Genomic DNA, 14,047 nt, shown 5'->3' on the forward strand with positions numbered 1-14,047 from the left:
CAACCAACCACCTGGAGACTCCCTCATGCGCAAATCCATGCTCGCCCTGGCAGCCCTTGCCACCGCCGCCTCGCTGCTCGGCACCTCCGCCGTGCAGGCCCAGACCAAGCAGATCAAGAGCGTCGGGATCACGCTCGGCTCGATGGGCAACCCCTTCTTCGTCTCGCTCGCCAAGGGCGCGGAGGCGAAGGTCAAGCAGATCAACCCGGCCGCGAAGGTGAACGCGCTGTCGGCCGACTACGACCTGAACAAGCAGTTCTCGCAGATCGACGGCTTCATCGCCTCGGGCGTCGACATGATCCTGGTCAACGCCATCGATGCCAAGGCCATCGAGCCCGCGCTGCAGAAGGCCCGCAAGGCCGGCATCGTGGTGGTGGGCGTGGACGTGGCGGCCAACGGCGCCGACGCCACCGTGCAGACCAACAACGTGCAGGCCGGCGAGATCGCCTGCCAGTTCATCGTCGACAAGCTCGGCGGCAAGGGCAACGTGATCATCCAGAACGGACCGCAGGTGTCGGCCGTGATCGACCGCGTCAACGGCTGCAAGTCGGTGCTCAAGAAGAGCCCCGACATCAAGATCCTGTCGGACGACCAGGACGCCAAGGGCTCGCGCGAAGGCGGCCTCAACGTGATGCAGAACCACCTGACGCGCTTCCCCAAGGTCGATGCGGTATTCGCCATCAACGACCCGCAGGCCATCGGCGCGGACCTGGCGGCCAAGCAGCTCAACCGCAAGAACATCGTCATCACCTCGGTGGACGGTGCACCCGACGTCGAGACCGCGCTCAAGGCCGACACGCAAGTGCAGGCCTCCGCCAGTCAGGATCCGTACATGATCGCGCAGAAGGCGGTCGAGATCGGCCAGGACATCATGAACGGCAAGAAGCCTGCCAACCCGATGACGCTGCTGCCCTCGACGCTGATCACGCGCGCCAACGTCAAGGACTACAAGGGCTGGCAGGCGCCGCGCTGAGACCGGAGACATCGCATGTTCGTGGTCTGTGGCGAGGCGTTGATGGATGTGTACATGGGCGAGCCCACGGCGACCGGGCTTGCGCTCGATGCGCGCATCGGCGGATCGCCGCTCAACGTGGCGCAGGGGCTGGCCCGGCTCGAGCGGCCGGTGGCCTTCCTGACGGGCCTGTCGACCGACGCCTCCGGCGAGCGCCTGCTGGCTTCGCTGCGCGCCGAAGGCGTCGACACCTCGCTGGTGTTGCGCAACGACGCGCCGAGCACGCTGAGCGTGATCAGCCTCGACGCCGCCGGCGTGCCGCGCTACGCCTTCCACGGGCAGGACGCGGCCGATCGGCAGATCACCTTGGGCACCTTGCCCGCGTTGCCGCCGTCCACGCGCGTGCTGCAGCTGGGCTCTTACGCGCTGGCGGTGGAGCCGGTCGGCAGCGCCCTGCGCGCGCTGGCGGCGCGCGAGTCCGCGCAGCGCCTGATCGCCTACGACCTGAACGTGCGACTCAACGTCGAACCCGACCTGGCGCTCTGGCGCGAGGTGGTCGACTTCATGGCGCCCATCGCGCACCTGATGAAGACCAGCGACGAGGACCTGGCCCTGCTCTACCCCGAACAAGCGCCCGAGCAGGTGGCCGCGCGTTGGCTGGGACTGGGTGCGTCGCTCGTGGTGGTGACCCGCGGCCGCGAAGGCGCGACCGCATGGACGCGGGCACTACGCGCCGACGCGCTCTCGCCGCCTGTCGACGTGATCGACACCGTCGGCGCCGGCGACACCTTCCAGGCTGCGCTCCTGACGTGGCTGGACGAGAACGCAGCACTCACCCCCGAAGCACTCGCCGCACTCGACACCACGACCCTCGGCAACGCCCTGGCCTTCGCCGCCCGCGCCGCCGCCCTCACCTGCTCGCGCCGCGGTGCGGATCTGCCGAGGCGGGCGGAGTTGCGGTAGAAAGTGCGGCAGTCAGCGCGTTTCGAGCCGCTGCGTTCGCCACGCGCAAACGCTCCCCGCCAGCGCCAACAACGTCGCCACCCCGAACATCGCCACGTACCCGAACTCCTGCGCAATCGCGCCGCCCGCCAGCACGCCTAGCACGCCGCCGAAGCCGTACCCGATGACGGTGAAGAGCGCCTGCCCACGGCCGCGCAGGCGGCCCGGGAAGTGGCGCGAGACCATGGCCACGCAGGTGGTGTGATGGGCGGCGAAGGAGAGCGCGTGCAGCAGTTGCGCCACGACGAGCACCCAGAGCCAGTCGCCGCCGCCCGCGGTCAGGCCCAGTCGCAGCACCGCGGCGACGCCGCAGATCAGCAGCCACCGCGGCATCGCGAAGCCACCGAGCAGCCGGCCTTGCAGGAAGAACCAGCCCACCTCGGCCGCCACCGACAGCGCCCACAGCATGCCGATCGTGCCCTTGCCGTAGCCCAGCGAATCCAGGTACAGCGACAGGAACCCGTAGATCGCGAAATGCGCCATCACGTGAAAGAACAGCGAGGCGAAGAACCAGCGCACGGCCGGCTGGCGCAGCACCGGGCCGACCGGCTCCTGCTGCGCGGCGTGGGCCAGCGGTGGGTCGCGCATGTCGGGCAGGCGCAGCGTGGCGATGAGCACGATGGCCAGGGTGCCGCCGGCCCAGGCGGGAAAGTGGCCCATGCCGAAGCGCTCGAACCACGCACCGGCGACGAACACGGTCAGCAGGAAACCGGCAGAGCCCCAGAGCCGGATGCGCCCGTAGCGGCCCCAGTCGCCGGCGACCAGGTGGGCCATGGCGGCCTCGGTCAGCGACATCATCGAACTGGTATGGGTGAACATCACCAGCAGCACGAAGCCCACCCACCAGGGCCCGCCGTTCCACCACAGGCCCAGCGATGCCAGCAGCGCGATCGCGGCGCTGATGCGCAGCAGCAGCACGCGGTGGCCCGTGTGGTCGCTGAGCGCGCCCCAGGCATAGGGCGCGAAGACCCGGGTGATCGACTGCACCGAGGTCAGCAGGCTGATGACGAAGATCGGCAGCCCCAGGTCCTTGAGCCACAGAGGCAGGTAGGGATTGAAGAAGCCGATGTGCGCGAAGTAGCTCGCCGACAGGATCGCGAAGGCCAGCAGGTGGCCGCGATTGCCGGCGGGTGGCGCGGACACTAGAGGAAGGACGCCTGCGGCGACGTTCCTTCGGCCGCCGACTGGCCCGGATCGGGCGCACCGATCACGTCGCCGCACTGGGCCCGGTTGCGCAGCGCGTGTTCCATGACCACCAACGCCAGCATGGCCTCGGCGATGGGCGTCGCGCGGATGCCGACGCACGGGTCGTGACGGCCCTTGGTGACGACCTCGACCGGCTGGTTGTGGATGTCGATGGACTGGCGCGGGCTGATGATCGAGCTGGTGGGCTTGATCGCAATGCTCACCTCCAGGTCCTGCCCGGTCGAGATGCCGCCGAGCACGCCGCCGGCATTGTTGGTCTCGAAGCCGCCGGGCCGGATCGAATCGCCGTGCACGGTACCGCGCTGCGTCACGCTGCCGAAGCCGGCGCCGATTTCCACGCCCTTGACGGCGTTGATGCCCATCATGGCCCAGGCGATGTCGGCATCCATCTTGTCGAACAGCGGCTCGCCCAGGCCCACCGGCACCTTCGACGCAGTGACGCGGATGCGTGCGCCGCACGAGTCGCCGGCCTTGCGCAGCGCGTCCATGTAGGCCTCGAGCCGCGACACGTCGGCGACCGGCGCGAAGAAGGGGTTGTTCGGCACGTGCGCCCAGTCCTCGAAGGGGATCTCGATCTCGCCGATCTGCGACATGCAGCCGCGGAACACGGTGCCGTATTTCTCGAAGAGCCACTTCTTGGCCACGGCGCCGGCGGCCACCATCGGTGCCGTCATGCGCGCCGACGATCGCCCGCCGCCGCGCGGATCGCGAATGCCGTATTTCTTCCAGTAGGTGAAGTCGGCATGGCCGGGGCGGAACTGCTGCGCGATCTGCCCGTAGTCCTTGCTGCGCTGGTCGGTGTTGCGGATCAGCAGCGCGATGGGTGTGCCGGTGGTGCGGCCCTCGTACACGCCGGAAAGGATCTCGACCGCATCGGGCTCGTTGCGCTGGGTCACGTGCCGGCTGGTGCCGGGGCGCCGGCGGTCCAGGTCGCCCTGGATGTCGGCCTCGGCGAGTGCCATGCCGGGGGGGCACCCGTCGATGACGCAGCCGATCGCAGGACCATGGGATTCGCCGAAGTTGGTCACCGCGAACAGGGTGCCGAAGGTGTTGCCGCTCATGGGCGGCGATTATCCCAGCAAGGCGTCAGGTGCTGCCGGCGCACGGACTTGGCGCGGCCGCGGGCTGCGGCGGCCGGCCCACGCCGCGCAGCATGAACGCAGCCAGCAGCGCGGTGGCCAGCGCAATGACGGCGCTGATCGAGCAGGTCAGGCGGAAGGCCTGTGCGAAGGCATCGCGCGACGAATCCAGCAAGGCCGCGGCAGCCGGCGCAGGCAGGCTTGTGACGATGTCCGCCACCGCGCCCAGGCTGGCGCGCGCGGCCTCTTGCGCCGCGGCTGGCACGCCCGGCAGCACGGCGTCGGCCATCGCATGCCGATACACCGCGACGACCAGGCTGCCCAGCATCGCGATGCCCAGCGCGCCGCCCAGCTCCGAGCTGGTCTCGGAAATCGCCGATGCCGCGCCCGCACGCTCCGGCGGTGCGGTGCCGACCATCATGTCGACGGCCAGCGTGAACGCGAACGACAGCCCCAGCGACAGCAGCCCGTAGGCGCCGGCCAGCAGATGCAGGCCGTCGCGCCGGTCCACCTGGGCCAGCAGCGCGAAACCGATGGCCGCGATGGCCAGCCCGCCCGCCACCACGAAGCCCGGGCGCACGTGGCGCACCAGGCGCGGCACGATGTTGGAGCCGATGGCGAAGGCGGCCCCTGAGGGCACGCTCCACAGCCCGGCCTGCAGCGGCGACAAGCCCATCACCAGCTGCATGTACTGCACCACGAAGAGAAAGCTGCCGAATGCGATGAAAAAGGCCAGCGTGTTGATCAGCAAGGCCGCGCTGAAGGCCGGTGCACGAAAGAGCTTGAGCTCGATCAAGGGATCGGCCAGCCGGCCCTGGCGGCGGATGAAAGCCCAGCCGATCGCCAACCCCGCCAGCACGGCGGCGGCCGGCAGCACGCCCACGCCCTCTTCCGCGAATCGCTTGAGGCCGTAGATGACGGCCAGCACCGCCCCCAGCGACTGCGCTGCGCTGGTCACGTCGAGCCGGCCTGCCGACGGGTCGCGGTACTCGGGCAGCAGCCACGGCCCGATCGCGAGCAGCAGCAGCATCACCGGCACGCTGACCAGGAACACCGAGCCCCACCAGAAGTGCTCGAGCAGCGCACCGCCGATCAGCGGGCCGATGGTGCCGCCGAACGAGAAGCTCGCGATCCAGATGCCGATGGCGACGGTGCGCTCCTGAGGGTCGAGAAACATGTTGCGGATCAGCGAAAGCGTCGACGGCGCGAGCGTGGCGCCGGCCACGCCCAGCAGCGCGCGCGTGGCGATCAGCATCTCGGCGCTGGTCGACAGGGCCGCCAGCACCGAGGCGAGGCCGAAGAACGCAGCGCCGATCAGCAGCAGCCGGCGCCGCCCGATGCGGTCGCCCAGCGTGCCCATGGTGATGAGCGAGCCGGCCAGCATGAAGCCGTAGATGTCGACGATCCACAGCATCTGCGCGGGGCTGGGCTGCAAGGCGGCGCTCAGGTGCGGCACCGCGAGGTTGAGCACCGTGAGGTCCATCGCGTAGAGCATGCAGGGCAGCGCGATGACGGCCAGGCCGGTCCACTCGCGCGTGCCGGCCTTGCGGGCCGTGCCGGACGCCGTGCTCATGACGCACCGCCCTCGGGCCGTAGCAGCGAAAGCACCTGCCGCAGCTCGATGTGGCCGATGCGCGCGGACGGAATGCCGGCCGCGATGCGCACCGCCTCGTTTTCGCTGGCAGCCTCGACCAGGTAGAAGCCGCCGAGCTGCTCATTGGTTTCGATGAAGGGGCCGTCGGTCACCGACAGCCGCCCGTCGCGCACACGCACCACGGCCGCGGTGCTGGCCGCCTCCAGCCCCTCGGTGGCCACCAGCTGGCCGCTGTCACGCAGTGCGTCGTCATAGTCCAGATGCGCATCGACGAAGGCGGGCATGTCGGCGGACGGGATGGTGTTCATCTGCGCATCGGTGGCGAAGATCAGGCAGAGGTATTTCATGACGTGCTCCTCTCCACCTTGGCGATGGGCCGCACCTCGATGGCGCCGTATTTCGCGAGCGGAATCTTCGACGCCACCTGGATGGCCGCGTTGAGGTCCGGCACGTCGACCAGGATGAAGCCGCCGAGCTGCTCCTTGGTTTCGATGAAGGGGCCGTCGGTCTGCGAGAGCTTGCCTTCGCGGGTCTGCACCACCTTGGCGGTCTTCGGTGACTGCAGCGCCTCGGCCACCACCAGTTGGCCACGGGCCGCGAGCGTCTCGTCGTAGTCCATCGAGTCGTTGTCGAGCCGATCGCGTTCGTCGGGCGTCATCGACGTCAGCAGCGCCGGGTCGAAGTAGACGAGGCAAAGGTATTTCATGGACATCTCCTGTGAAAGGGTTGGGGATGCCACTGGTCGAACGGGCGCGGCCGGATTCGACATCGAGGGCCGGCCGCCACCGCATGAAAGTGTTTCAACTTGAATCCTCCGCCGGCAAGGCTGCCAGCCGCCGCAGAAGAAACTGCCGCTCGGGCGCCTGCTGTGCGAGGGCCAGCGCCCTTTCGTAGGCGGCGCGCGCCTCCGCCGTGCGGCCCAGGCGGCGGCACACGTCGGCACGGGCCGCATGCGCCAGGTGGTAGTCCGCAAGCTCGCCACGCGCCAGCAGTTCGTCGATGAGCACGACTCCCGTCGCCGGCCCGTCGCGCATCGCGACGGCCACCGCGCGGTTGAGCGCCACCACCGGCGAAGGCTCGGCGCGCAGCAGCACGTCGTACAGGCCGGCGATCTGCGCCCAGTCGGTCGCACCGGGCGTGGCAGCTTCGGCATGCACGGCCGCGATGGCGGCCTGCAGCGTGTACGGACCGAAGCGGCGCGACGACAGCGCGCGCTCGACCATCGCGCCGCCCTCGGCGATGAGTTCGGCGTTCCATTGCCCGCGGTCCTGCTCTTCGAGAAGCACCATCTCGCCGTCGGCCGTGCTGCGGGCCGCACGGCGCGACTCATGAAGCAGCATCAGCGCCAGCAGGCCGATCGCCTCGGGCTCGGGCAGAAGGTCGACCAGCAGCCGCATCAGCCGGATGGCCTCGCCCGACAAGTCCGGCCGCGTGAGCGTGGCTCCGGACGAGGCGGCATAGCCTTCGTTGAAGACGAGGTAGACCACGCGCAGCACCGCATCGAGCCGCGCCGGAAGCTCGGCCACGGCCGGCACCTGGTAAGGAATGCGCGCCTCGCGGATCTTCGCCTTGGCCCGCACGATGCGCTGCGCGATGGTGGGTGCCGGCACCAGGAACGCGGCGGCGATCGCCTCGGTCGCGAGCCCGCAGACCTCGCGCAGGGTCAGCGCCACCTGCGCATCGGGCGGCAGCGCGGGATGACAGCAGGTGAAGACCAGGCGCAGTCGATCGTCCTCCAGCGCTTCGGCGTCGGGGTCGTGTGCATCCCAGGCCACCGCGGTGTCGGCGACGGAATCGATGCCTTCGTCCCAGGTCTCGAAGCGGGCCTGGCGACGCAGGCCATCGATGGCCTTGAAACGGCCTGCCGACACCAGCCAAGCCCGCGGGTTGGCCGGCAGGCCCTGTGCGGGCCATTGCACGAGTGCGGCTCCGAAGGCATCGTGCAGCGCCTCTTCGGCCAGGTCGAAGTCGCCCAGCAGGCGCACCAGCGTGGCGAAGATGCGGCGCGACTCGGTGCGGTAGATCGCATCGGCGGCATCGCGAACGCGCTGCCGTGCGACGTCGTCCGGCGGCGGCGCGGTCGTGTCAGTGTTCGCCATTCGCCGTCGGACGCAGGAGGTGGTCGTGATCCATCAGCAGGATAGGCATGCAGGGAGGTTGCAAGGAGGTCGACCCCCAATTTCTGGCAGTGCGACGACCCTTGTCAAGGCGAATCGGTCGAGGTGCAGGAATGCTTTATGCATGCTGCGACGCAGCATCCCCACCCTGCAAGGAGCATTCATGCTGGACCGCACCGACACGAAGTTCTCCCACGTCAAGCCAGGCGACACCGACTACGTGTCGGGCGGCCTGCGCGACTTCTTCCTCTACCGCGACCTGGGCATCGCCGAGGCGACGCATGGCAAGGTGATCGCGCATCTGGTCAAGGCCAACATGGCACCGGAAACGGGCACCGGCTGGCACCGCCACGAGGCGGACTTCCAGATCGTGATCATGGTCAAGGGCTGGGCCCGCTTCATGTACGAGGACAAGGAAACGCTGGTCCAGGCCGGCGACGTGGTGCACCAGCGGCCGGGCATCCGCCACTACCTGTTCGATTACTCGCCCGACATGGAATACCTGGAGATCGTGTCGCCGGCCGACTTCAAGAGCGTCGACGTCGAGCCGGCATGCGAGGTGCCGGCGCCGACACCCTGGGCTTAGCCACCGCTCGGCCCCTTGTCGGCGTGCAGTAATTTCAGTCTTTCTTCAAGCTACAGCAATTCGGCCCCAGAATCGGCCGATGCCCACCGACAGCCTTCCCCCGCTCAGCCGCCAGTTCATCGCCCACTTCGGGGAGATGGGCAGCAAGTGGGGCATCAACCGCACCGTGGGCCAGATCTACGCCCTGCTCTACATCTCCGAGCGCGCGCTCAACGCCGACGAAATTGCCGAATCGCTGGAGTTCTCGCGCTCGAACGTGAGCATGGGGCTCAAGGAACTGCAGGGCTGGCGCCTGGTGCGGCTGCGCCACCAGCCCGGCGACCGCCGCGAGTACTTCGAAGCGCCCGCCGACGTGTGGGAGATCTTCCGCGTGCTGGCCGAGGAACGCCGCCGCCGCGAGATCGAGCCGACGCTGTCGATGCTGCGCATGGCGCTGCTCGAGAAGCCCGGCAGCGACGAGGAAGTGCACGCGCAGCAGCGCATGCGCGAGATGCACGACCTGATCGACCGGCTCATGAAATGGTTCGACGACGTGCAGCGCCTCGCGCCCGAAACCGCGATGCAGCTGATGGGCATGGGCTCCACCGTGACCAAAGTGCTGGAGTTCAAGGACCGCCTGACCGGCAGCCGCGCCAAGAAGGCCGGCTGAAAGGCCGGCTGAGCGCCGCCTCTAGACGCCGAAGCGCCCGAGCAGGTCTTCGAAGGCCGCCACCGCGCCGCGTTGGGCCTGCTGCACGGCCGCCTTGTCCGCGACGGCGCCGCGCAGGCGCTGGGTGAATTCGCGCCAGCGTGCGGCCACGCCGGGGTCTTCGCCCGCGCCCAGGTAGCGCAGCGCATGCGGCGCCAAGCGCTCGCGCAGGCGCTTGTGCAGCACCACGCCGCCGAGTTGCGAGCCCTCCACGACGTAGGCCAGGCCCCATGCATAGGCCGATGTGCCGGGCCCGTGTTCTGCCGGGCCGCCCCGCGCTGGCGCATCGGCATCGGCTGGCGCGCCTGCCTGCGCGAGGTCGAGATCAAGATCGGCCAGCTTGGCGTCCATGTGCCGCGTCACGGCGTCGAGTTCGGCGCCCTGCCCGGCCAACGCCTGCCGAAGGTCGATGAGCCAGGGCCGGAGCACGCGCAGGTGCTTCACGTAATCCTGCAGCGACGCATCGTCGCGCGCCAGCGGCAGCCGCGAATCGAGCCGTTCGTGCAGTTCGGACGTGGCGGTGCGAAGTGCCTGCAGCACATCCGTGCCCGGCGCCGCCGGGGACTGCGCCGCGGGATTGGGCGTATCGCTCACTCGTTCATTCCTCATGACTCCTGATCATTCTCGTCGCGCGTCGATACATGATTCGCGCTGACCCGCTCATTCACTCTCGATCAATTCCTTCACCCGCCGCGCCAGCACCTCCAACTCGAAAGGCTTGCTCATCACATGCATGCCCGGGTCGAGGTGGCCATGGCTCAGCACGGCATTTTCGGCGTAGCCGGTGATGAACAGCACCTTCAGGCCGGGCCGCGCCGTGCGCGCGGCATCGGCGACCTGTCGGCCGTTCATGCCGCCCGGCAGGCCGACGTCGCTCACCAGCAGGTCGATGCGTTCGCCGGACTGCAGCACGCGCAACGCCTCGGCGCCGTCGCCCGCTTCCAGCGTGGTGTAGCCCAAGCCCTGCATGACCTCGACGATCAGCATGCGCAGGGCCGCCTCGTCGTCGACGACGAGCACTGTGTCGCCCTGGTGGGCGCGCGGGCTGGGCGGCTGCAGCGTGCGGCGCTCTTCCGGCTCCACGTCGCGCAGGTCGCGCGGCAGGTAGATGCTGACCATGGTGCCCTGCCCCGGCTCGGAATAGATGCGCACCTGCCCGCCCGATTGCTTGGCGAAGCCGTAGACCATCGACAGGCCCAGGCCGGTGCCCATGCCGATCGGCTTGGTGGTGTAGAAGGGGTCGAAGGCGCGCGCCACCACGTTGGGCGACATGCCCACACCGGTGTCGCTGACGCTCACCGACACGTACTGGCCCGGCGCCAGGTCGCGCCCGGCCGCCGTGCGTTCGTCGACCCAGCGGTTGGCCGTCTCGATGGTGAGCCGGCCGCCTTCGGGCATGGCGTCGCGCGCGTTGATGCACAGGTTGAGCAACGCGCTTTCGAGCTGGCTCGGGTCGGCATGCACGTTCCACACGCCCACGGCGGCGACCACCTCGAGTTCGATCTGCGGGCCCATGGTGCGGCGAACCAGCTCTTCCATGCCGCCAACCAGCCGGTTGGCATTGATCGGCTTGGGCTCCAGCGTCTGACGTCGCGAGAAAGCCAGCAGCCGGTGCGTGAGCGACGAGGCCCGTTTGACCGCGCCCTGTGCCACACCGACATAGCGATCGAGCTCGGTCGCGCGCCCTTCGAAGCCCTTGCGGCGCATCAGCTCCAGGCTGCCGGAGATGGCGGCCAACAGGTTGTTGAAGTCGTGCGCCAGGCCGCCCGTGAGCTGGCCGACCGCCTCGAGCTTCTGGCTCTGGCGCAACTGCTCGCGCGCCGACTCGAGTTCGGCGGCGCGCTCCTTCTGCTGCGTGATGTCGCGAGCGACGGTGTAGAGCAGCCCGTCGTCGGGCACCGCGCTCCACGACAGCCACCGGTAGCTGCCGTCGCGCGTGCGGTAGCGGTTCTCGAAGCCGCCGGTGCGCCCACCTTCGGCGAGGCGCCGCAGTTCGACGTCGGTCGCGGCCAGGTCGTCCGGATGCACCAGCTCGCGAAAGGGCGTGCCCCGGATCTCTTCACGCGTCCAGCCGAGCACGGTTTCCCACGCGGGGTTGACGCTCTCGAAAAAGCCGTCGCGGTTGGCCACGCCCAGCAGATCCTGGCTGAGCGCCCAGGTCCGGTCGCGTTCGCGCGTGCGTTCCTCCACCTGCCGTTCGAGCGAGGCGGCCAAAGCCTGCAGCTCCATCTGCGCCTCGCGCCGTGCGATGGCGGTGCGAATGCGCTCGCCGACCTCGCGCACGTAGTCGAGCTCGTCGGCCGACCACGGCCGCACCGCGCCATGGTTGAGATAAAGCAGCCCCACCAGGCCCTCGCGCTCGGTCAGCGGCATGTTGACGACGGCGCGCGCATTGATGGCCTCGAGCGCAGACGCGTTGTCGCGCGTGCGCAGGTCGTCGCGGGCATCGGCAAAGGCCACGGTGATGCCGCGCCGAAGATCGTCGATGTACGAACCGTAGTCCCTGAAATTGAGCCGTCCCGCGAGGCTCGCCACGCCAGGCGCGCACCAGTCGCGCTCGATGGTGATGGTCTCCGCCGACTTGTCGACCAGGCCGTAGCCGGCGCGATCGACCTCCAGCATGCCCCCGAGCATCTCGGAGGCGATGAAGGCGATCTCGCTCGGCTCGTCCAGGTCGCGGATACGGTCGCCCAGTTCGATGAGCGCCACGCGCCGCCGCTCTGCTTGGTCGAACGCCACGTTGGCAGCAGCCAGCCTGCGCTGCGCCGTGTCGCGCGCCCGGCGGTCGCCGGCCTCGGCCAGCGCCCGCTCCATGACGAGCGGCAGGCGCGCCAGGCGGCCCTTGCTGACGTAGTCGGTGGCACCGCGCTTGAGCAGCTCGACCGCGTTGTCTTCGCCGATGACGCCGGACACGAAAATGAAGGGAACGCCCGGCGCCGTGCGCCTGGCCAGGTCGAGCGCGTGGCCTCCGGAGAAGCCTGGCAGCTCGAAGTCGGACAGGATCAGCTGCGGCCGGTCGCGCGCCAGCGCGCCGAGGAAGTCGGCCTCGGTGTTGACCACCGTCGCCCGCGCCTCCGGTTGCGCCAAGTGCACGGCCTCGAGCAGCAGCTCGGCATCGAAACGCGAATCCTCGAGGATCAGGATGCGCAAAGGTGCGCCCGCATCGACCTCGGCCTCGACCACATCATCATTCATGGCGCCTTGCCTTGAGCGAGCCTGGCGGCGGCTCGTTCAGCACTGCCCAGAAAACGCCCAGGTCCGCGATCGCGGAGACGAACTGCTCGAAGATCACAGGCTTGACGACGTAGGCATTGACGCCCTGCTCGTAGCTCTTGACCACGTCCGATTCTTCCTGCGACGACGTCAGCATGACGATCGGAATGCTGCGCAGCACCGGGTCGGCGCGCACGGCCATCAACACCTCCAGCCCCGTCACCTTCGGCAGCTTCAGGTCGAGCAGAATGACGGCGGGGTTGCCGACGCCGCGCTCGGCGTGTTCGCCCTCGCGCCGCAGGTAGTCGAGCGCCTGCGCGCCGTCGCGCAGCACCACCACCTCGTTGGCGAGCTGGCTGCGTTCCAGCGCGATGAGGGTGAGTTCCAGGTCTCGCTTGTCGTCTTCGACAAGCAGGATCGGCTTAAGCATCGTCTTCCTCTCCAGAATCAACATCGGTGGCAGTGGCCGGGGCGTCGGCGCGCGGCAGCACGAAGCCGAAGGTGGCGCCCGCCTCGACCTCCGAGCGCGCCCAGACGCTGCCCCCATGCCGCTCGACGATGCGCTTGACATTCGCCAAGCCGATGCCCGTACCTTCGAACTCTTCGGCCGCATGCAGGCGCTGAAAAACACCGAATAACTTGTCGGCATATTTCATCTGGAAGCCGACGCCGTTGTCCTCCACCTCGAGTCCGTCGCCGTCCGGCAGGCGCACGCCGCGCACCGCGATGCGGGTCGTTTCTCGGGATCGCGCGTACTTGAGCGCGTTCGACAGCAGGTTGCGCACCGCCACCTGGAGCAGCAGCGCGTCGGCGTACAGGGCCGGCAGTTCGGGGTCGACGCTCCATTCGATGCGCCGACCGCGCTCCGCCCGCGACAGCTCCTTGATCAGGTCCGACACCATCATGTGCGTGTCGACGTTGCGGCGCTTCAGCGAGGCGCGGCCCATGCGCGAGAAATCGAGCAGCGCATCGACCAGTTGGCCGGCGAAGGCGGATGCCTCCCGCACGTGCGTGAGGTAGCGCAGCGAGCGCTCCGACAGCTTCTCGCCCTCCTGCCCCACCACCAGGTCGACGTAGCCCGAGATGTGGCGCATGGGTGCGCGCAGGTCGTGCGACACCGTGTACGAAAAGGCTTCGAGTTCCTTGTTGACCCGGCCCAGTTCGGTGGCCACGGCGGCCATTTCCTCGGCACGGCGCAGCACGATCCCGATCAGCGCCTGGCGCAGCTCGGCAGCCACGCCCTGCTCGGCTTCGGACCAGGGCTGCGAGCGCCCGCGGATGTGTTCCACCCAGCTCTCGAAACTCAGGCGCGGGTGGATGCGGCCGTCCGCCGAGGGCGTCGCGGCCTTGCGCGGCTCGCCGGCCCAGGTCACGGTCTGCACGATCTCGGGCCTGAACCACAGGATGAGGTGCCGGTGCACCTGCGAAATCGAGATCGCCATCACGCCGGCCGCCTTCGCCACGTAGGCGGCGGCTGGCGCGAAGTGCGCGGCCAGCGCGTCGCTCTGGTACACCTCGTCGCCCATGCCGGCGATCCATTCGGCGAGCTGCAGCACCTCGGCCTTGGCCGGCGTGTCGCCGACGCTCCAGACCTCGTCGTCGAGCACCAC

At 69.1% G+C, this 14,047-nt stretch carries 14 protein-coding genes; 4 read left to right on the forward strand and 10 right to left on the reverse strand.

Features of this window, described 5'->3' with window-relative positions:
• The first annotated feature begins 25 nt into the window (after window positions 1–25).
• Window positions 26–973 (forward strand): ABC transporter substrate-binding protein, encoded by a 948-nt coding sequence (locus B0W80_RS03605; RefSeq protein WP_076997735.1) that lies wholly within the window; start codon window positions 26–28, stop codon window positions 971–973.
• Between the two features lie 15 nt (window positions 974–988).
• Window positions 989–1,915 (forward strand): carbohydrate kinase, encoded by a 927-nt coding sequence (locus B0W80_RS03610; RefSeq protein WP_076997736.1) that lies wholly within the window; start codon window positions 989–991, stop codon window positions 1,913–1,915.
• A 12-nt stretch (window positions 1,916–1,927) separates the two neighbouring features.
• On the opposite strand, the gene B0W80_RS03615 is transcribed toward B0W80_RS03610, so the two are convergent.
• The 6 genes from B0W80_RS03615 to B0W80_RS03640 all read right to left on the reverse strand — a co-directional run bounded on the left by B0W80_RS03615 (window position 1,928) and on the right by B0W80_RS03640 (window position 7,932).
• Entirely contained in the window at window positions 1,928–3,097 is a 1,170-nt protein-coding gene (locus B0W80_RS03615) for an MFS transporter (RefSeq protein WP_076997737.1), read from the reverse strand.
• A complete protein-coding gene (gene aroC / locus B0W80_RS03620) occupies window positions 3,097–4,221 on the reverse strand; it encodes a chorismate synthase (RefSeq protein ID WP_076997738.1) in 1,125 nt (374 codons plus the stop codon). The genes B0W80_RS03615 and aroC overlap by 1 nt, the downstream gene beginning before the upstream one ends.
• A 25-nt stretch (window positions 4,222–4,246) precedes the next feature.
• Window positions 4,247–5,812: an MFS transporter gene (locus B0W80_RS03625; RefSeq protein WP_076997739.1), complete on the reverse strand. Its 1,566-nt coding sequence runs from the start codon at window positions 5,810–5,812 to the stop codon at window positions 4,247–4,249.
• Window positions 5,809–6,180: a YciI family protein gene (locus B0W80_RS03630; protein WP_076997740.1), complete on the reverse strand. Its 372-nt coding sequence runs from the start codon at window positions 6,178–6,180 to the stop codon at window positions 5,809–5,811. The genes B0W80_RS03625 and B0W80_RS03630 overlap by 4 nt, the downstream gene beginning before the upstream one ends.
• Entirely contained in the window at window positions 6,177–6,539 is a 363-nt protein-coding gene (locus B0W80_RS03635; RefSeq protein ID WP_076997741.1) for a YciI family protein, read from the reverse strand. Before B0W80_RS03635 ends, B0W80_RS03630 begins: the two co-directional genes overlap by 4 nt.
• Before the next feature lie 94 nt (window positions 6,540–6,633).
• Entirely contained in the window at window positions 6,634–7,932 is a 1,299-nt protein-coding gene (locus tag B0W80_RS03640) for an RNA polymerase sigma factor (protein ID WP_076997742.1), read from the reverse strand.
• A 181-nt stretch (window positions 7,933–8,113) separates the two neighbouring features.
• Here B0W80_RS03640 and B0W80_RS03645 point away from each other — a divergent pair, with 181 nt between their 5' ends.
• Window positions 8,114–8,536, forward strand: a complete 423-nt coding sequence (locus B0W80_RS03645) for a cupin domain-containing protein (RefSeq protein ID WP_076997760.1) — start codon at window positions 8,114–8,116, stop codon at window positions 8,534–8,536.
• 79 nt (window positions 8,537–8,615) lie between these two features.
• On the forward strand, window positions 8,616–9,185 hold the full coding sequence (locus B0W80_RS03650; RefSeq protein ID WP_076997743.1) for a GbsR/MarR family transcriptional regulator: 570 nt from the start codon (window positions 8,616–8,618) through the stop codon (window positions 9,183–9,185).
• A 21-nt stretch (window positions 9,186–9,206) separates the two neighbouring features.
• On the opposite strand, the gene B0W80_RS03655 is transcribed toward B0W80_RS03650, so the two are convergent.
• From B0W80_RS03655 to B0W80_RS03670, 4 genes are all read right to left on the reverse strand, one after another.
• Window positions 9,207–9,818, reverse strand: coding sequence for a biliverdin-producing heme oxygenase (locus B0W80_RS03655; protein WP_076997744.1), 612 nt, complete (start codon window positions 9,816–9,818; stop codon window positions 9,207–9,209).
• 66 nt (window positions 9,819–9,884) lie between these two features.
• Window positions 9,885–12,419, reverse strand: coding sequence for a response regulator (locus tag B0W80_RS03660; RefSeq protein ID WP_076997745.1), 2,535 nt, complete (start codon window positions 12,417–12,419; stop codon window positions 9,885–9,887).
• Complete coding sequence (locus tag B0W80_RS03665; protein ID WP_076997746.1) at window positions 12,412–12,867, reverse strand: response regulator; 456 nt, start codon at window positions 12,865–12,867, stop codon at window positions 12,412–12,414. The genes B0W80_RS03660 and B0W80_RS03665 overlap by 8 nt, the downstream gene beginning before the upstream one ends.
• On the reverse strand, window positions 12,860–14,047 hold a 1,188-nt coding region (locus tag B0W80_RS03670), incomplete at its 5' end, for an ATP-binding protein (RefSeq protein ID WP_256856468.1). The genes B0W80_RS03665 and B0W80_RS03670, both read right to left, overlap by 8 nt.

Source organism: Variovorax sp. KK3 (assembly GCF_001984055.1).
Lineage (GTDB): Bacteria > Pseudomonadota > Gammaproteobacteria > Burkholderiales > Burkholderiaceae_C > Variovorax.